At 28.8% G+C, this 18,502-nt stretch carries 22 protein-coding genes; 1 reads left to right on the top strand and 21 read right to left on the bottom strand.

The features are described from left to right. Positions 1–217: 217 nt before the first annotated feature. The 21 genes from ACYUEX_RS02410 to ACYUEX_RS02310 form a co-directional block, all read right to left on the bottom strand. Entirely contained in the window at positions 218–1,195 is a 978-nt protein-coding gene (locus ACYUEX_RS02410; protein WP_460286406.1) for a diaminopimelate dehydrogenase, read from the bottom strand. A 132-nt stretch (positions 1,196–1,327) separates the two neighbouring features. Next, positions 1,328–2,581, bottom strand: coding sequence for an Nramp family divalent metal transporter (locus tag ACYUEX_RS02405; protein WP_460286405.1), 1,254 nt, complete (start codon positions 2,579–2,581; stop codon positions 1,328–1,330). 80 nt (positions 2,582–2,661) lie between these two features. Continuing rightward, entirely contained in the window at positions 2,662–3,648 is a 987-nt protein-coding gene (locus ACYUEX_RS02400; RefSeq protein WP_460286404.1) for a hypothetical protein, read from the bottom strand. Positions 3,649–3,784: 136 nt separating this feature from the next. Continuing rightward, on the bottom strand, positions 3,785–3,988 hold the full coding sequence (locus tag ACYUEX_RS02395; RefSeq protein ID WP_460286403.1) for a heavy-metal-associated domain-containing protein: 204 nt from the start codon (positions 3,986–3,988) through the stop codon (positions 3,785–3,787). Positions 3,989–4,265: 277 nt separating this feature from the next. Then, complete coding sequence (locus tag ACYUEX_RS02390; protein WP_460286402.1) at positions 4,266–5,018, bottom strand: hypothetical protein; 753 nt, start codon at positions 5,016–5,018, stop codon at positions 4,266–4,268. Next, positions 5,008–5,946, bottom strand: coding sequence for an ABC transporter ATP-binding protein (locus ACYUEX_RS02385; RefSeq protein WP_460286401.1), 939 nt, complete (start codon positions 5,944–5,946; stop codon positions 5,008–5,010). The genes ACYUEX_RS02390 and ACYUEX_RS02385 overlap by 11 nt, the downstream gene beginning before the upstream one ends. Beyond that, complete coding sequence (locus ACYUEX_RS02380; RefSeq protein WP_460286400.1) at positions 5,946–6,128, bottom strand: hypothetical protein; 183 nt, start codon at positions 6,126–6,128, stop codon at positions 5,946–5,948. The genes ACYUEX_RS02385 and ACYUEX_RS02380 overlap by 1 nt, the downstream gene beginning before the upstream one ends. 14 nt (positions 6,129–6,142) lie before the next feature. Beyond that, positions 6,143–6,346 (bottom strand): hypothetical protein, encoded by a 204-nt coding sequence (locus ACYUEX_RS02375; RefSeq protein ID WP_460286399.1) that lies wholly within the window; start codon positions 6,344–6,346, stop codon positions 6,143–6,145. Continuing rightward, positions 6,343–6,723 carry a hypothetical protein gene (locus tag ACYUEX_RS02370; RefSeq protein WP_460286398.1) on the bottom strand — a complete coding sequence of 127 codons (381 nt, stop codon included), beginning with the start codon at positions 6,721–6,723 and terminating at the stop codon, positions 6,343–6,345. Before ACYUEX_RS02370 ends, ACYUEX_RS02375 begins: the two co-directional genes overlap by 4 nt. A 1-nt stretch (position 6,724) precedes the next feature. Then, a complete protein-coding gene (gene sigY / locus ACYUEX_RS02365) occupies positions 6,725–7,261 on the bottom strand; it encodes an RNA polymerase sigma factor SigY (RefSeq protein WP_460286397.1) in 537 nt (178 codons plus the stop codon). A gap of 100 nt (positions 7,262–7,361) precedes the next feature. Beyond that, the gene (locus ACYUEX_RS02360; RefSeq protein ID WP_460286396.1) at positions 7,362–8,156 is read right to left on the bottom strand and encodes an ABC transporter permease subunit; all 795 of its coding nucleotides are present in this window, start codon (positions 8,154–8,156) and stop codon (positions 7,362–7,364) included. An 18-nt stretch (positions 8,157–8,174) separates the two neighbouring features. Further along, complete coding sequence (locus ACYUEX_RS02355; protein WP_460286395.1) at positions 8,175–9,092, bottom strand: ABC transporter ATP-binding protein; 918 nt, start codon at positions 9,090–9,092, stop codon at positions 8,175–8,177. 206 nt (positions 9,093–9,298) lie between these two features. Beyond that, a complete protein-coding gene (gene fsa, locus ACYUEX_RS02350; protein ID WP_460286394.1) occupies positions 9,299–9,946 on the bottom strand; it encodes a fructose-6-phosphate aldolase in 648 nt (215 codons plus the stop codon). A gap of 10 nt (positions 9,947–9,956) precedes the next feature. Beyond that, positions 9,957–10,883, bottom strand: a complete 927-nt coding sequence (locus ACYUEX_RS02345; RefSeq protein WP_460286393.1) for a transketolase family protein — start codon at positions 10,881–10,883, stop codon at positions 9,957–9,959. 1 nt (position 10,884) lies between these two features. After that, a complete protein-coding gene (locus ACYUEX_RS02340) occupies positions 10,885–11,709 on the bottom strand; it encodes a transketolase (protein ID WP_460286392.1) in 825 nt (274 codons plus the stop codon). 207 nt (positions 11,710–11,916) lie between these two features. Continuing rightward, positions 11,917–12,753, bottom strand: coding sequence for a PTS system mannose/fructose/sorbose family transporter subunit IID (locus tag ACYUEX_RS02335; RefSeq protein ID WP_460286391.1), 837 nt, complete (start codon positions 12,751–12,753; stop codon positions 11,917–11,919). Continuing rightward, positions 12,737–13,513 carry a PTS mannose/fructose/sorbose/N-acetylgalactosamine transporter subunit IIC gene (locus tag ACYUEX_RS02330; protein ID WP_460286390.1) on the bottom strand — a complete coding sequence of 259 codons (777 nt, stop codon included), beginning with the start codon at positions 13,511–13,513 and terminating at the stop codon, positions 12,737–12,739. The genes ACYUEX_RS02335 and ACYUEX_RS02330 overlap by 17 nt, the downstream gene beginning before the upstream one ends. Before the next feature lie 21 nt (positions 13,514–13,534). Continuing rightward, entirely contained in the window at positions 13,535–14,005 is a 471-nt protein-coding gene (locus ACYUEX_RS02325) for a PTS sugar transporter subunit IIB (protein ID WP_460286389.1), read from the bottom strand. Between the two features lies 1 nt (position 14,006). Next, a complete protein-coding gene (locus ACYUEX_RS02320; RefSeq protein WP_460286388.1) occupies positions 14,007–14,750 on the bottom strand; it encodes a BtpA/SgcQ family protein in 744 nt (247 codons plus the stop codon). A 21-nt stretch (positions 14,751–14,771) separates the two neighbouring features. Further along, positions 14,772–15,191 carry a PTS sugar transporter subunit IIA gene (locus ACYUEX_RS02315; protein ID WP_460286387.1) on the bottom strand — a complete coding sequence of 140 codons (420 nt, stop codon included), beginning with the start codon at positions 15,189–15,191 and terminating at the stop codon, positions 14,772–14,774. A gap of 87 nt (positions 15,192–15,278) precedes the next feature. Further along, complete coding sequence (locus ACYUEX_RS02310) at positions 15,279–18,029, bottom strand: sigma 54-interacting transcriptional regulator (RefSeq protein WP_460286386.1); 2,751 nt, start codon at positions 18,027–18,029, stop codon at positions 15,279–15,281. Between the two features lie 241 nt (positions 18,030–18,270). Between ACYUEX_RS02310 and ACYUEX_RS02305 the strand changes: the two genes are divergently transcribed. Next, positions 18,271–18,474 carry a DUF3955 domain-containing protein gene (locus ACYUEX_RS02305; RefSeq protein ID WP_460286385.1) on the top strand — a complete coding sequence of 68 codons (204 nt, stop codon included), beginning with the start codon at positions 18,271–18,273 and terminating at the stop codon, positions 18,472–18,474. The last annotated feature ends 28 nt before the right edge of the window (positions 18,475–18,502 follow it).

Below are 18,502 nucleotides of genomic sequence, written 5' to 3'. Positions count from 1 at the left end.
ACTTTACTCTATAGGGTTAACTTGAATAACTTATATTCTATAAATAACTTATCCTTAGATTTTAAAAATACAATTGTAAAATAAAAAGGAGCATATCGCCCCTTTTTATTAATATGAAACTATAACAAATTGCACTTACTTTAGCAAATTGCATTTACTTTACCTAAATAAATAAACTCTATTAGAATTTATCTATTTTAAATGATTTGCTATAATCTTATAACAATTCTTTTCTTAATTCTTCTTCTGACTTTGTTGATAAATAGCTAAAGGGAATATCCAATACTGTCCGTGCTCCCGTTTGCCCCTCCTTAGATAATTTATAAACTGCTCTTGAATAAGCTAATAAAACATTAGCAGTAAACTCCGGATTACTATCAAGTTTTAAATTAAATTCTACTCTATGCTTTGTACTTTCACCAGTAACTCCTGTACGAATAACAAAGCCACCATGAGGCATTCCCTTGTGATTTGCCTTAAAATCTTCTTCATTTATAAAATTTACTGTAGTATCATAGTCTGAAAAATAGTTTGGCATATTCTTAATTTTGTTTTCTATAAAGCTTAAATCAGCCTCTTTTTTAGGTACTATATAACAAATTCTCTTATGCTTTTCTCTATCTGACAAATCTGGACATTCTCCTGCTCGTACACTCTCCATAGCACTTTCAATTGGTATAGTGTATTGAACACCATATTCTACACCTTCTATTCTCCTAATAGCATCCGAATGTCCTTGACTTACTCCCTCTCCCCAAAAAGTATAGTCTTTTCCATTTGGAAGTATAGCTTGAGCTAAAAGACGATTTAATGAAAACAATCCTGGATCCCAACCAGCAGATATAAGAGCAATCGTACCAGCTTTTTTTGTCACTTTATCTACTCTATTAAAATGTTCTGGTATATTTACATGAGTATCAAAACTATCTATTATATTAAAATTTTCTGCAATATTTGGGGACTGTTCTTGTAAATCAGTAGCAGATCCTCCACAAAGAATCATAACATCAATTTTATCCTTGTATCCTGATATCTCTGAAATATGTACCATTCTTGAAGATGAGTTTAACATATCAGGATTCCTTCTTGTAAAAATAGCTTCTAAAATAAAATCTGACTTTTTTGATAAAGATGCTTCTACACACTTTCCGAGATTTCCATATCCAACAATCCCCACTCTAATTTTTTTATTCATCTCTTTCCCTTGGCTTCTAAAACCAAGTATTCCCCCCTTTATATACATATTTTATTATTAAGTTTGCTTTAAAGCCTTAATAATTTAAACTTATAATAAGTTTATTATATTTATATGCATTTCCCCACATTATTAAAACAAAGAGATTAATAAAATTATATTTAAAACAGTTACTATTCCAGCAACTAACCATAGTGTAATATTTTCTATTGTTGTATTTTTATACTCTCCCATTACTTTTTTAGATGATGTCAAATATATTTGTGTAAAAATTGTTATAGGCAATTGTATGCTTAATAGCATTTGTGAATACACCAATCCTTTAAATGGATCACTAACAAAGAATATTATTGCTAAAGCTGCTAATATAGTTATTATAACTCCTATTTTAGTATTTTTTTCTTTTATATCGTAAGGCTCTTCAAATAAACCTGCAAATATTGATCCACCTGCCATACCTGCAGTTATAGTAGATGCTACTCCTGCAAATAATAAAGCTACTCCAAATACTACTGCTGCACTGCTTCCAAGAATTGGTCTTAATAGTTCTTGAGCCTGACCTAATTCTGTAACTACTATATTATTTTTATAAAATGTTACAGCTACTATAATCATTGCACTATTTATAATAAATCCAATTACCATAGATAATATTGTATCTAAAAATTCGTACTTTAACTGTCTTTCTATTATAGTTTTATCTTCTAAATTCCACTTTCTGCTTTGAATAACTTCTGAATGTAAGAATAAGTTATGTGGCATAACTACAGCCCCTAAAACACTCATTATTATAATTGCTGATCCAGATGGAATAGATGGTATAATAAAGCTTTTTGCAGCCTCAACCCAATCTACCTTTACTAATGCAACTTCAAATATAAAAGCTAATCCAACTAAGGATACAAATCCTATAATTACCTTTTCTATCTTTTTATATGAATTTGAAAATAGCATAAATAATATTACTGCTGATGAAATAATTGCACCTATCTTAATAGGTATCTTAAATAACATTTCTAAAGCTATACTTGCGCCTAAAATTTCAGCCATTGCTGTGCTTATAGCTGCTAAAATTGCTGTAGCTGTTATTATTTTACCGATAGTAGGTCTTATATATTTGCTTATTGCTTCTGAAATACATAAACCTGTAACTATACCAAGATGTGCTGCATTATGTTGTAGTATAATAAGCATTATTGTTGATAATGTTACAATCCAAAGTAATTTGTATCCAAAGGTAGAACCTGCTGCTATGTTTGAAGCCCAGTTACCTGGATCTATAAATCCTACTGTAACTAAAATCCCTGGTCCAATATATTTTAAAAATTCTTTTCCATTAAAATCTTTCTTTTCTTTTTCTTTATTTATCAATTTAGTTTTTTTCATAGTTTATTCACTCCTTATTATTATTATACAATAATAATAATTGATTAATATATTTTTTTAGTAAGAATATTTTATTTATATTATTCACTATTACTCTTTTCTAAGCAATCATTTGGATTTAACTTTATATTCTCCCATGTTCCATTACTATTTTTAACATACTGAGCTACCTCTATATCATAATCATTTGTTAATGTATAAAATTGTATTTTGTAATTTTTATTGTCATTACCAAGGAAATATATATTCTTAACATATCCATCGACTTCTGTTTTCCCCATCTTCTTAATAAACTTACACCAATTTCCATATTCTATTTCAACTTTTGAAGTTCCGTCGTATACCCATCCATGATATGGCGCACAAAGATAATTTTCAGGGGTTATATTAATATTATCTATTTTATATTCATTTCCTACTTTAGATAGTTCTAAAAATCCATAGTAATATGTAAAACTAGCTATATTATTTTCTAATCCCTGTATTGTTTCCATTTCATAAAAGTACTTTAAGTTATCATTATCACTTGGAACCTCTTTAAATTTTATAAGACTTATGTGAAGTATATTAGAAAATGAATTTTTATAATCTTTAAAGCTTACATTCTTCTTATATGCTCCAGTAAAAAAGTTATATGCTATTTTGTAAGGTATATCACCTTCTCCTAATGAACCACATCCAATATATTTTCCTTCTACAGGATTAGCTGCTTCCCTTAGAATTGAAAAATAATTTAATATTGTATCATCTGGTGTTTTAAGATACTTACTAGGTACAAGCATTTTATCTAACTCTTTATTATAATAATTATTAATAAGTTCATTAGTTTCTTTCTTTATATTTAGTGCCGGGAGCTTTGATGGTCTAAAATATTTTTCTTCATCTAATAACATTATAGCTTCCTTATCATGATTCTCTTCTAATTCTATATTGATAATAAACGCTCCTGCAATGAAATCCTTATTGTTGCTTTGTACTATATATTTATAAAATATAAAACCAAGAGAAATTAAAGCTAGTAAAAACAATAAAAAATACCCTTTTATCTTTTTAACATAAATAACCATTGAAATTACTCCTCATCTAATACACTTAATAAATCTATTATTATTTTTATTCTATAAAAATCTTAAAATTACTAAGTCTACGATAAAAATAAAAGCAGTCTATAATTTTAAAATTACAAACTGCTTCTTATCTTAATTAGTCAATTTCATGTCCTGTATTTTCTATACAACTTCTTATAGATTCTTGTGTTGCTGGTTCATTATAAATTACTTCAACAGATCCTCTTGCCATATCAACACATACCTGATTTACGCCTTCAACCTTCTCTAATGAATTTTTCAGTTGTGTTTTCATATTTTCATTAGCTATTCCATTTATTCTACAATGTAATCTTTCCATACTTATCTCCTTTCAAAATTGATACAAGTATAGTATGTTCAAAAACATCTTAATATATATTATATTCGCTTAATTTTCAGAATACTAATTATCCTGCAACTGATTTAACTGACATGAATACCGGCGATTCCGAAATGGAAAAAGCCTTTAGCAAAGTAGTTGAGTTTGTTAATAATAAATAAATTTTCTTACATTAAATATTACAAAAAACTTTTAAGTAATTATATAACTAAAAAACTACAGGTTAAGCTGTAGTTTTTTTCATTAATTATTATACTTAAGCTTCTATTTCCTTTTTGCTAAATATTAAGACTGAAGCACTGGTTAATAAAACAATTAATAAAATTGTTACTATTATAGTCCCAGTTGAAAATTCAGTTGAAAGCTTTGTAGCTTCTTCTATAAGGGTAAAAGGGTTATACGAATAATTAAATCCCTTTAAAAGGGTTAACCCTATATTTATCCCCATGGATAATAATGCTACTCCCATGGCTTTCTTAAATAAACTACTAAATATAAATATTACTGAAAGAATAAACATTAAGTAAATATAAACATTAATGGCGCAGATTAAAATAGATTTTATAGTCGGAAAATCTTGTTCAAACACAATAAATGAATAATATATATTTGTAATTACAGCTATTGTACTTATTATAAATATTGCAAGTCCATAAAAACAAAATTTTGCTAATACAATTGAAGACTTATTTGCTCCCTTTGTAATAGGAAATATTATTACCCCTTTAGATATTTCGTTACATAAAATTCCACCAAGTGTAAGGCATAAAACCAATATACATATTTGTGGTAAATTACCCCCTAAATAACTTGCTATAGAATCAGTTGCTGATACATTAAAAAGACTAGACATATCACTTCCATACTGGCTTTCTAGAAGCTTTGGTGTAAGCTTTAAAATTGGAGGTCCAATTAGTGCGAAGAAAAAGAATCCCATAAATAATGTTATTAGTTTATGTTCTCTTTTAGCCTCTGTAAACTCTTTATTCAAATATGCCTTAAATGTCATTAGATTCACCACCTTTAATAATTGTAAAGAATATATCCTCTAATGATACTTCTTTTTTTACAAAGGATTTAATAGGTTTATTTAAGCTTAATAAATAACTAAATAACCGTCTCTCATCCTTTAAAGTATTATCAACAAATATCAAAGTTACTTCATCTTTTTGTTTAACACTTTTTATAAACTGTGGATTATTTCCCCTTTCTATCTCTCCATCAAATATAACCTCATAGTAACTAGATGAATATTCTTCCTTAAGGGATTGCAATGTAGTAGATTTAAGAAGTTCCCCTTTATGAATTATGGTTATATAATCACATATATTTTCAACATCACTTAAAAGATGAGTGGAGAAAAATACTGTCATCCCCCTTTCTTTTAAGCCTTTAATTATACTCATAACTTCTCTTCTACCTTCTGGATCTAATGCAGATGTAGGTTCATCTAATATTACAAGCTTAGGATTATTACATATGGCAACTGCTATCCCTAGTCTTTGAAGCATTCCTCCAGAAAGAGTTTTTACACTTTTATTTGAAGCTTCTTTTAAACCAACAATTGTTAGCAATTCATCTCTAGAAAATCTTTTATCCTTTGATGGTGAAAGTGAAAGTATAAAATCTAAATATTCTTTTACTTTCATATATCCATAAAATTTAGGTTGTTGAGGAAGATACCCAATTGCTTTTCTTTCATCATCATAATCAAGCTCTTTTCCACAAAATATAACATCTCCAGAAGAAGCCTTTTTTAATCCACATATTATATTCATAGTAGTTGTTTTACCTGCTCCATTTTCTCCAATGAATCCATATATAACACCCTGTGGGATGTTTAAATCTATATTTTTAAGTACTTGTGAATTACCATAACTCTTATTTATATTTACAAGTTTTAAGGTAAATTCCTTAGTAACTTCATTTACATTCATTATTCCTCATCCCTTCCTAATATCAAAAATGCAATACATCCTATAGCATTAAGGCACAATATTCCCCACGCCCATTTTGGTATAAATTTCACTGGATTTTTCACTATTATCGAAACACAATAAATAAAAAAAATAGCTTGTAGAATTAAAATTGGTAGTAAAAGTTTAAAATCCATAGTCATAATATAAATCCCCTTTATTTTTTTATTTTTCGCTTTAAATATGCTTTTCTATATATTAAATAAATTATGCTTGATGAAGGTACACTTATTAATCCAATAATCCCCCATAGCCACGGATTTGGAATCTTCTTTTTTAATGCATCTCTAAAAATAATAGTTCCTTGAGTAGTAACAAGTATAAGGAGAATTATAATAATAGCTATTTCACTATATTTCATTTTACCTCACTCCTTGCTTTTCTCTTTATAATAATTGAATTAATTATTAATAATCCAACTATCACTATAAATTGCGATGTCATTACCACTGGTATAGAAACTTTTACGTATATAAACCCTATTAAAATAGACAGTGCTATAGCAAATAATAAAAATTTAAATGTAGCTTTTTTCAAATTTTTATTAAAATGTATTTCTTGCCCCTCTTCTACTATAGAGCTTATATCAATTGGTATTGATATCCTATTTTCTATATTATTCACAATAGACATCTTATCTAATGCAGACCTTATCTCTAATTCATCAGAGGTACTATCATTTAATGAGCCCTCATAATATTTATCAATATTCTTATCTAAGTCATCAAAAGATTTCATTCTACTTACCTCCTTTAAATTTAGAAATAATTTCTTTTATTCCATAATGTAACCTCGACCGTACAGTACCAATTGGACAATTTACTATTTCACTTATCTCATCATAACTATACCCATAATAATGTTTTAATATAAATACAGTTCTTTTATCATTAGGCATATCTTTTAATATTTTTAATACAGTTTCTACTTCTTCTTTTTTTATAAATTCATCTTCTAAAGAATAAGATGATGGAACAATATCTAAAAGTATATCTGTTTCCTTATTCTTTCTTAGATAATCCCTATATTTATTTGTTGCGATTTTTATTAACCAGGTTGAAAACTTAGCATTTGGAGTAAATGAGTCTATGTGAATAACAGCTGATAATAAAGTTTCTTGAAGTATATCTTCGGTTAAATCTTTATTACAGGTTAACTTTAATATATATCCCTTTAAAACTTGAAAATTATTATTAATCAATATCTCAAAGGCATATTTATCATTTTCTTTAGCTCGAGCAATTAAATTTTCTTCTTTTAAATTTTCAAAATTCATAAACCATCCTCCTTTCGCTGTTTTCATTTATTAAACGTAGAACTCAAAAAAAAGTTCAATGAAATTTCAAATTTATTTTACCCTATTAATATTTTTAACTTTAAATCAATTTCTCTGGAACAAATTTAGAGGAAATCCTCTTTATCAATATATAATCAAGTATTAAAATAATAGCACCTGCTATAAACATTACAAAGTTACTAATCAAAATAACTCCTGTCATTTGACCAACTAATATAAGAATAACTGGAATCACAAGAATTCCACTTACTTGCTGTGCTTCTTGGAATGTTTCTGACTTTGCTGATACCATCACAGTAAATATTAGCGATAATAAATTAATTGCAGGCGAAATCCAAAGTATAATTATAAGCCATTTTATATCTGGAAAAATAAGCCCTCCAAAATAAATAACACCACCTATATTAAATATTATGCCAAAGCATATAAATGAAATCAAAGTCACAATGTAAGATGGCACAAAAACCCCTAAAATTTTGGCTCTGAGCAGTTGTTCCATAGATATTGGTGTATAAAGCAAAGACTCAAGAGTTTTATGCTCCTTTTCTCCCACAAAACTACTAGCTCCAATAACTCCTGAACACATTATTGGAATTATAAGAAAATATGATGGAAACATAAAATTTATTGCCACCTTTATTAAAAATTGCGCTGGATTGTATTTTGCATATTCAGAAGGTAATTTTTCTATAAGATGCGCCATCTTTGAAAATATACTTGAATCATTTCCAATATAGTTAGCCCCTATTAATATTGCTATTGGTATGATTATAATTAGAATAATCGGTACAATAGTCATAGGAAGGAAAACCTTTTTTGAACTTGTTATTTCATTCACATCTTTATATATCAATGCTTTTTCATTTCTATTCATTCTCTAACCACTCCTTATTTATAATGTTATATCATTAGATATACCTTTTATATATTTAAAATACAGCTGCTCTAAAGACCATTTTTGCTGTACAGCCTCATAGATTTCCCCACCACTTGTAAGTATTCCTTTTATTAAAGTATCTACTTCTTTATCTCCTGAAATAGATTTACTATATATATCATCACCCTCATGTATAAATCCAAATTCTTCAGAAATATTTTTTCCTCTAACTTTTAATTGAATAGTTGCATTTTTACTTGCAGCAAGTTGATCAAATGTACCTAACCCAAGGATGTTTCCATTATTTATAAAACCATATAGTGTACAAATATCTTCAGCATACTTTAATTGATGAGTACAAAGAAATATTGTAACCTGGTTTTCTTCTGCAAGTTCCTTTATAAGCCTTGTAACATTAAGTGCATTTTCTGGGTCTAAACCAGAAGTAGGTTCATCAAGAAATAAAATCTGAGGATTGTGAACTAATGCTATAGCCAGGGAAATTCTCTTTTTCATTCCTGTACTAAAAGATTTTACCTTTTTATTCTTTACCTCTAATAACTCTAGTCTTTTCAATATAAAGTTAATCCGCTCCTTAAGGACTTTTTCCTCAATTCCATGCATTTTCCCGAAGAATATTAAATTTTCTTCTGCAGTAAGGTTTTCGTAACAAGAGGAACTTTCAGTCATAACTCCACATAATTTATGAATCTCAAGATTATTTTTTCCCACAGGTATCCCTAAAATTTCAACATATCCTGATGTTGCTGAAAGAATTCCATTAAGTATTCTAACTGCAGTAGTTTTCCCTGAACCATTAGGACCAAGAAATCCAAATATCTCACCTTTCGGTATACTTAGACTTATATTGTTCAAAGCATTAGTCTTACCATCATAGGATTTTGTAAGATTTTTTATTTTTATTGCATTCATTTTTTTCACCTCTTACCTATTAAACGTATAATCAGATAAAAAGTTCAAAAATCTTGATATAAATATAAAAGACATTAATACGATATGATATTTATCGTATTAATGTCTTTTTTAATATTAAAAATGCTATTCATCAAAGAATATATCAAAAAATTTTAGAAAAAACATATTTTCCAACAGTCTCTTTAATTAACCATATATCATTGCTATTTTCCAAATGCATCTTTATAGTCACTAATAAACTTTTCAATTCCACTATCAGTTAATGGATGTTTAATCATTTGTATTATTACTGAATAAGGCACAGTTGCAATATGAGATCCTTTTAAGGATGCATCTAGTACATGCATTGGATTTCTAACACTTGCAGATATTATTTCTGTCTCTATTTTATGAACTTTAAATATTTCAGCTATTCTTTCTACAAGATCAATACCTGGATTACCTATATCATCTAATCTGCCTAGGAATGGACTAACATAGCTAGCTCCAGCTCTTGCAGCTAATAAAGCCTGTAACGGAGAAAATATCAAAGTAACATTTGTCTTAATTCCATCTTTAGCTAGAAGCTTAGTTGCCTTTAGCCCTTCATCACACATTGGAATCTTAACAACTATATTTTTATTAAGTGCTGCTAGCTCTCTTCCTTCTTTGTACATCTCTTTACTTTCTAGACTCATTACCTCTGCACTTATAGGTCCATCCACAATTGAGCAGATTTCATTTATAACTTCTTTAAGATTTCTTCCCTCTTTTGCAATTAATGATGGATTAGTTGTTACACCACATATAACTCCTAATTCATTTGCTTTTCTTATTTCTTCTATGTTTGCAGTATCTATAAAAAGTTTCATATCCAGCCTCCTAGTTTAAAATTTCTTTCACTTTCTTTATGATTTCATCCTTAGTTAACCCATACTTATACATAAGTTCATCAGGGGTTCCTGATTCTCCAAACGTGTCATTTATTCCTAACATATTTACGATTATAGGCTCTTTACTAGAAACTACAGAAGCTACCATAGCTCCAAGTCCCCCTATTATTGAATGTTCTTCTGCTGTTACTATTCCCTTTGTTTCTCTTGCAGCCTTTAATATTATCTCTCTATCTATAGGTTTTATTGTTGAAATATTTATTACTCTAGCATTAATGCCCTCTAATGATAACTCTTTTGAAGCTTCAATAGCCTTTTCAACCATCATTCCTGTAGCTATTATAGTAACATCATCTCCTGAAACTACTTCAACACCTTTTCCAATTTGAAATTTATAATTATCATTAAATATATCCTGTGTATTACATCTTCCAAGTCTTAAATATACAGGTCCTTCATAATTAGCTGCTGCCTTAACAGCCTGCATAGCTTCTCTATGATCTGCTGGAACAATAACAGTCATATTAGGTAGAGAATTCATTAAAGCTATATCCTCTACAGACTGGTGTGACCCACCATCTTCACCAACTGTTATTCCTGCATGAGTAGCTGCTATTTTTACATTCATTTTAGGATAACATATTGAATTTCTTATTATCTCAAATGCTCTACCTGTAGCAAATACTGCAAAGGTACTTGCAAAAGGTACATATCCTACATTGGCTAGTCCTGCAGCCATTCCTATTAGATTTTGTTCAGCAATCCCTACATTAAAAAATCTATCACTAAATTTACTTTTAAAATCATTTGTCTTAGTTGATTTTGATAAATCCGCATCTAAAACTACTATTTTTTCATTTTCACTTCCTAATTCCAGCAATGCCATTCCATATGATTCTCTAGTTGCTTTTCCCATACTACTGTCTCTCCTCTCCTTCAATACAGCCTATAGCTTCCGCTCTTTGCTCTTTATTAGGAGCCTGTCCATGCCACTCAGCTTTATTTTCCATAAAGCTAACTCCTTTACCTTTTATGGTATTAGCTATTATTACAGTTGGCCTATTCAAACAACTTTCTGCTTTATCAAAAGCGTCATGGATTTCATCAAAATCATGACCATTACACTTAACTACATTCCACCCAAAACTTGAGAATTTATCTTCTAATGGTGTTATAGTCATAACATCTTCGTTTCTTCCATCTATTTGTAAGCCATTATAATCAACTATTGCTACTAAATTTGATAATTTATAATGAGCTGCTGCCATTGCCGCCTCCCATACTAATCCTTCTTGCAATTCTCCATCACCTAGAACTGTATAAACATTAGCTGGTGATTTTCTAAGTTTAAGTCCTAACGCCATACCTACTGCATTTGATATCCCTTGCCCAAGAGATCCTGTGGATACATCAACACCTGGAACCTTTTTCTTATCAGGATGTCCTTGTAGTAATGCACCAACTTTTCTCAATGTTTTTAATTCCTCTTTGGGAAAGAATCCTTTTTCACAAAGTGCTCCATAAAGAGCTGGTGCTGCATGTCCTTTGCTAAGTACAAATCTATCTCTTTCATCATTTAAATAATTATCTTTATTTATATTCATTTTTTCAAAATATAAATATGTTATTATATCTGCACAGGATAGTGATCCACCTGGATGTCCTGATTTTGCTTCATATATCATATTTATAATATCTTTTCTAACTTCCTTTGAAATTTGTATTAACTCATCCTTGTTCATAAGCTTGTCTCCTCCCTCTTCTTTTATGTCCTTGTAATTAAATATATCTAATAAATCCTATATTTTTCAAAATATTTAATTAACCTATAGTAATATAATACATTTACTTAAATGCAATATTGCTAATGAAGACCACCATAATAACTGGTGATCTTCATTAAACAATAAATAATAAATTGATAAACCTTTTCTTAATGCTTGATTTTATTACATTATTCCAAAAAATGAAGCAATACAACCAAAAATTAATAAGAATACTAAAATACGAGTTGTCTTAACATTTTTACCTAATAGCCAGTACATTACTCCAAATGCACATGCTGGTAATAAACAAGGCATAATTTGATCTAAATACTTTTGTAGAGGTTCAACAATTTCTCCAACTCCAACTTCTAATGTAATTGGCATTTTAACTGTTGTTGCAATCATTCCTCCAATTACCATTAAACCTACCACTGATGCACATTTTGTAACCTTTTCTATAACACCATTATTGGACATATCCGTGAAGAATTTAACCCCATATTTAAATCCGAATTTCAAACAATAGAAACGAGCTAAGAATCCTGGAACATTTATAATAAGCAAGAATATAATTGGTCCCATAATACTTCCTTGTTGTGCAAAAGAAACACCAATTCCAACTGCTATTGTTAATAAAGTACCCCAGAAGAATGAATCTCCTAATCCTGCCATTGGTCCCATTAATGAAGTTTTTACAGCGCTGATTGAACTTTCATCAAAATTTTCATCCTTTGAATTTTGTTCTTCCATTGCGCCTGTAATACCAGCTAGTAATGTTACTATATGTGGAGTACACGCCATAAATTCTAAATGTCGTTTTAATGCTTTTGACATCTTATCTTTATTATCTGAATAAAGTCTTTTTAAAATAGGAATCATTGTATAGCAATACATTAAGTGTTGTTGACGCTCATAATTCCATGCTGAATCTAACGTACAACTTCTTGTGAATACTTTCCAAAAATCTCTTTTGGTTATTTTACTATTTGGATCAATAGTATTTTTAGAATTCGTTTTCATCTGCGTAAGCCTCCTCTATATTTCCTGATTTATTGTCTCTCATATAGAAAGTAATTAGAGCTATAACTAAACCTAATAATGCTATTCCAAAAACCGGAATATTTAAGTAAGCTACTAATAAGAACCCTAAAAGCAAAAATGCAACTAACTCTTTTGTAAGAATCATTTTTGCTAACATTGCAAACCCTATCGCTGGTAAGATTCCTGCAGCTATATCCATACCATGAATAATCCATTCTGGAATCATTGCTAATAATTTTTCAATTACTGGAACACCTACGTAGAAAGAAATTGATACTACCAATGCTAATATTAACATATTTCCAATTGCAGCAATTCTACATAACCATTCTACTTTTGTTGCATTTCCTTCTTCTGCAAATTTATCAGCTAAGTGAGCTACCCATACTAATACAAACATCATTAATAAGTTGTTAAATAATAATGCTAATGTAGCTACTGGAATAGCCAATGCAATTGCTGCCCCTATTTGAGCATTACTTGCAATAACAAATGCCGTTCCAATGATTGATCCTGCTGTCATATCTGGTGGATTACTTGCCCCAATTGGAACTGCTCCTAAGAATGCAAGTTCTAATGCTGCACCTACCATGATACCTGTAGTCATATCTCCTAATACTAGACCTGTTAATGTAGCCATAATAATCGGGCGATTCCACATTGTAGAACCTGCATAATTGTGGAAATAACCAAAAAATGCAACTAATCCAATTAATATAGCCTGAAATCCTAAGCTCATACACTTTTCCTCTCTTTCCTTTTAGATTAATTTTAAAGCATTTTGTTTTATATCACTTGGCACTAAACGAACTTCTAATTCAATTCCTTTACTCCCCAATTCTTTCATCATTTTCACATCATTTTCTGATACAAAAACAGCTTTTGAAATTTGTTTACGATCTTCTGTTGCTTTCATACCACCAATATTAATTGATGTGATAGCTGGAACTGCATTTGCTAGGCGATAAGCATCTTCTACACTTTCGACTACAATAAACAATTTATATTTATCTGTAACTCCGCTATTTAATGCTTTTATAGAATCATCGATGCTTTTCATAACTAGTTTTACTCCAGTAGGTTTTGCAATTTTCATTGCAGTCATTTTTAATTCATCTTTCATTAAATTATCACTAGCAACTAAAATACAATCAGCTTCTAAAAACTTTGTCCATGAAAAAGCTACTTGTCCATGCACTAAACGATGGTCTATTCTTACTGCCTTAATCATATTATTGTCCTCCCCTTCTAACTTCTTCTACAGCATCAATCAATGTTTTTACATGTGATCCATCAACATCACCTGTATCTTTGTACGTATCTTTAAAGTAACTTCCTACGATAGCAGCATCTGCAACTTCAAATTGTTTTTCACAACTATCTGGAGTTAATCCTGCACCAACTACTAGTGGGAAATCACCCATGATAGATCTAAATTCATTAATTTTATCCATAGATGTTTCTTGTCCAGTTGCATCTTGAGTTACAACAATCGCATCACAACGAGTCATACCAATTGTTAAATCTTCTTCTAATGATCTTCCAGATAAATATGGTTGGTATTTAAATCTTACTCCACCAAGAATATATCCATCATATTCTTCTCTCATTTTTTTAATAAATGCTTCAAATCCTGGATCATCTCTTAATTGTAAGTGACCAGCTACTGAATCTAATTGTACAAAACTAGCTCCGAAACGTTTAGCTAAATCAAATCCCATTGCATCAACATTCAAACAGTTAACTCCGTAAACAATATCCAAATTACTTTCTTCCAAATATTGTAGAACTCTTTCCATGTCATAGTAATTTCCGTAGTAATTTTCAACAATTACTGCATCTACACCATTTTCCATATAGATTTTGATTTCTTCTTTTGCTTTTTCAAAAGTTTCTTCTTGAGTATCTCCTTTTAAGTGCAACATTGCAAAGATTGGTTTTTCATTCTTAAATAAACTTAAAAAATTCTTTTTCATAATATTCCTCCTAAAATTTTATTAAAATTCTTCATTTTCATCTGCATTTAAACTTTGATAATTTAAAAAGGTCATTCCTTCTCTTGCTTGACTAATTATTATTTCGCTTTGCTTATTTGATATTTCATCTGGAAAAGATAATAAAATATCTAAAACTAAATTCATATTCATTCCAGAAAATAGCTTAACATTCTTATACACGCATAATTCCATTAATGCAGTATGAACACTACCGCCCTTTATATCTGTAATAAAAATGAATTCTGTATCCTCCTTACTTTCTACATCCTGCCTAATTTCATTTACATAATCAGCTGGGCTATTTCCTGTATATAAGGAATATGTTTCTATATCATTTGCCATATCACCGATGATTAATTTAATTGAATTATGCATTCCTTTTGATAATTCCCCATGTGTTGCTAAAATTACTCTTCTCAATAGATTCATCTCCTTTCAGTATTTATATAAAGCAAGAGGCGTGCCAACTATCAGTCGATAGCCTACACGCCTCTATTTTCCTTATTATTATTTATTACTTTTTATATAGTCGAAAATGTACCCTATTTCTTCGACAGGTATTTCGACACTAAAATACTTCTCTACTTCAGTTAACGATTCTCTCACTATTTCAATAAACTCTTTATTCTCTTCTTTAAACTTCTCTATACCGTCATAAGACGTTATATGAGTTTTAGTTATTAATCTTTCTAACAAACATGATAAATGTACATATAGACCTATCTTTATACTTGTCATAAGTTCAATATTAAGTTTTTTTTCCATCTCATCTACTGCAACACCTACAACCTCTAGTACCTTTTCCGCATTTAATATTGTAAGATAATCTACTATATTAGATAGTGAAAACACCTTTACTATATTGTCCTTAAATGTTTTTATCTCTTCAGCAGTTAAATATTCACTGAATATCTCTTCTAAATACTCTAATTGATTATTAACTATAATATTTTCAAGAGATATAAATGGGACCTCTTCAATATTAGGATTTATAGTTCCAATTACAATCTTAATATCATATTTATCTTGTAACTCCTTTAATGTCTTTTCATCAACTATTAATCCATAATCCTGTGGTATTATATTTATCTCTATTTTTCTTGGTAAACTTCTATTTATTAATTCTGCAATCTTTTTAGAGGTTCCAATTCCAGTTGGACATACTGTTAAAATAACCTTCTCTAACTTTCTATTTTTAATGTACTTATAGCTAGAGTAGTTCCTATTGCAAGATTCTTTTAGTATCTCTTCTACTTCATATCCTTGAATTAGTTTTAAGCCTATATCTAAAGCAAGCTTAGTATTTATATTGTTTATTATTCCTATATTTATGTTTGTGTCATTTTGTATGCCTTTATATATATCCTCTAATGATCCCATATCAACTAAAAGTATAATTTCATTAAAATTCCCCTTCTTATTTATATAGTCTTTAATCTTTTTAACTATCTCCTCAGAACTAACCCCTAACGGCATATCTATTGCATCAAAGATATAACAATCTAATAATTTATTAGCAGCATCTGCAATACTACTTGCTGTTGAATAGCCATGACTTAAGATAATCCCAGGTATTCTATTAATATCCACTTCTTTATTAAGAGATTTAATATTCATAGTTAGAAAAGCTAATTCCATCCCTCCTAAAGTTACATCTAAGCTATTCTGTAATAAATTACTTATTTCAACAGCTATATGATGCTCTCTATTTAGTTTAACATTTACCTCTTCCTCTACTTTTTTTATTAATTCTTTATTCGTATTTTCCCATATACTTATTTCACTTCTATTTTGAATATAATCATTTAAATATCTTGAAAAAACTATAATATCATTATTAGGTATATTTATTCTATATTGATTAATTGTAAGATCAAAAATATTTTCTAACACAGTCTTTATATACTGCACCTTTTGATAATTAGCCTCTATATTAGAATAAACTATATAATCATAAAACCTGTTTAACTGCTTATCATAATCTATTAAAAAATCTTTAAAAGATAAATTCTTAATTTTATTATTTGAATAACTTTTTATTATACTTTCATACAGTTCTACAATTTTACAATTATTCTCTGCTCTTTTCTCTGGATTAATTTCTTCAATATTTATCATTTTTTTATCTAAGGCTCTTTCAACTACAACTTGATCCTTGTTGTTAAAGGACAATAAAAATTGAGGCATATTATATATATTTACATCTAAATATTCTGAATTATCAATCTGTTGTAAAAATGCATTCGCACAACCTGCTTTTATATAATTTTTTATTTGCCCTATGTTTCCTGATAAATTGCAATTTAATAATGCTTTATAAACAGCATTACTAATTCTAATTTTTTTTCTTATATTTTCCGATTCCCTTTTAAATACATGATGTATAATTCCTTTTCTTTCCTCAATTGGCCTATCTTCCAAAGAAGGTATTGTTGCTATAATAGCAATTCTTCTAAGAAGAGTCTTTAACAATACATCTTCTGGATTTTCAGTAGTAGCAAATACTAATCTTACGTTAGCTTCATGCCAAATTTCATTATCACCAACCATGTGATATATTCCCTTATCCATAAATAAGAATAATTTTTCTTGACATTCTGGCTTTAAACAATGTACCTCATCTAAAAATAATATTCCTCCATCAGCTGCTTTAATCAATCCAACTGTATCCTTATCAGCACCTGTGTATGATCCTTTTTTTGCTCCAAAAAGATTTGCTGTTAATAATTCTGGATTATTTGCATATTCTGAACAATTAACCGTAACAAATTTCTTATCACTCGATACCTTCCTTGTATTTACAGCATACTCATACATTAAATTTGCCATATAGCTCTTTCCTGTACCAGTTGGTCCATAAAATAATATAGGTAGTCCATCTGGAGGATATGCAATTGCCGATTTACATTGCTCTACAACATATTTTAAGCTGCCCTTATATCCAATTAAATTCATGAAATCCTTTTTTTCTTCTGAAAATACGGTGAAATACTCTTCAATTTCTTCAATGCTATAATTTTCTTTATCTATACTTTTTTTATACTTAAGTTCTAATTCCTCTACATCTAGAAAATACACTGGTCTTTTATTAACCTTTATCGCTTTTCTCTCATTAACAAATTCATTTAAATACTGGCTAGCTAAATTTCTGCTTATTTTAAGTTCATTACTTATATTAGTTGCAGTAAGTTCTTCTAATGTATCTATAGTAATATTTTTACTTTTTTCTTTTAACATCTTTAGTATCTGATTCTTCATACCATCCTCCCGCATTATATGTAAACCTATACTTATTATAACATATCTTATCAATCGTATATTATAAATATCTAAATAGTTCTTTAACTAATATTATAGAATATACTATCATTTTAATAACAATATTTTTTTATTGTTATTCAATAATTTATTATTGACTTGCATGTATATATGTATTATACTCTATTTATAAAGTCACTAACAATAAAAGACTAAATTACATTATATGGAGGTTTTTAAAATGAAAAAATATATTGTATCATTAATATCACTTATTATTTCAGTGTCATGCATTGTTTTATTTAATATTATAGGAAGTGAAATTGCTCCGGATGGAACACTTGTTGAACCATTCTTCTTAATACCACTTTTCTATGTATTCTTAGCTATATCTATAATTTCATTTATAGTATCGTTTGTGCTTAAATTAAAAAAATCTCATTAATTATAATTTTAAAATAAACAAATCTACT

The organism is Clostridium sp. CTA-7 (genome assembly GCF_054768095.1).
Note: the sequence above shows the minus strand (reverse complement) of the source record. Positions and strands in the feature narration are given on the sequence as shown.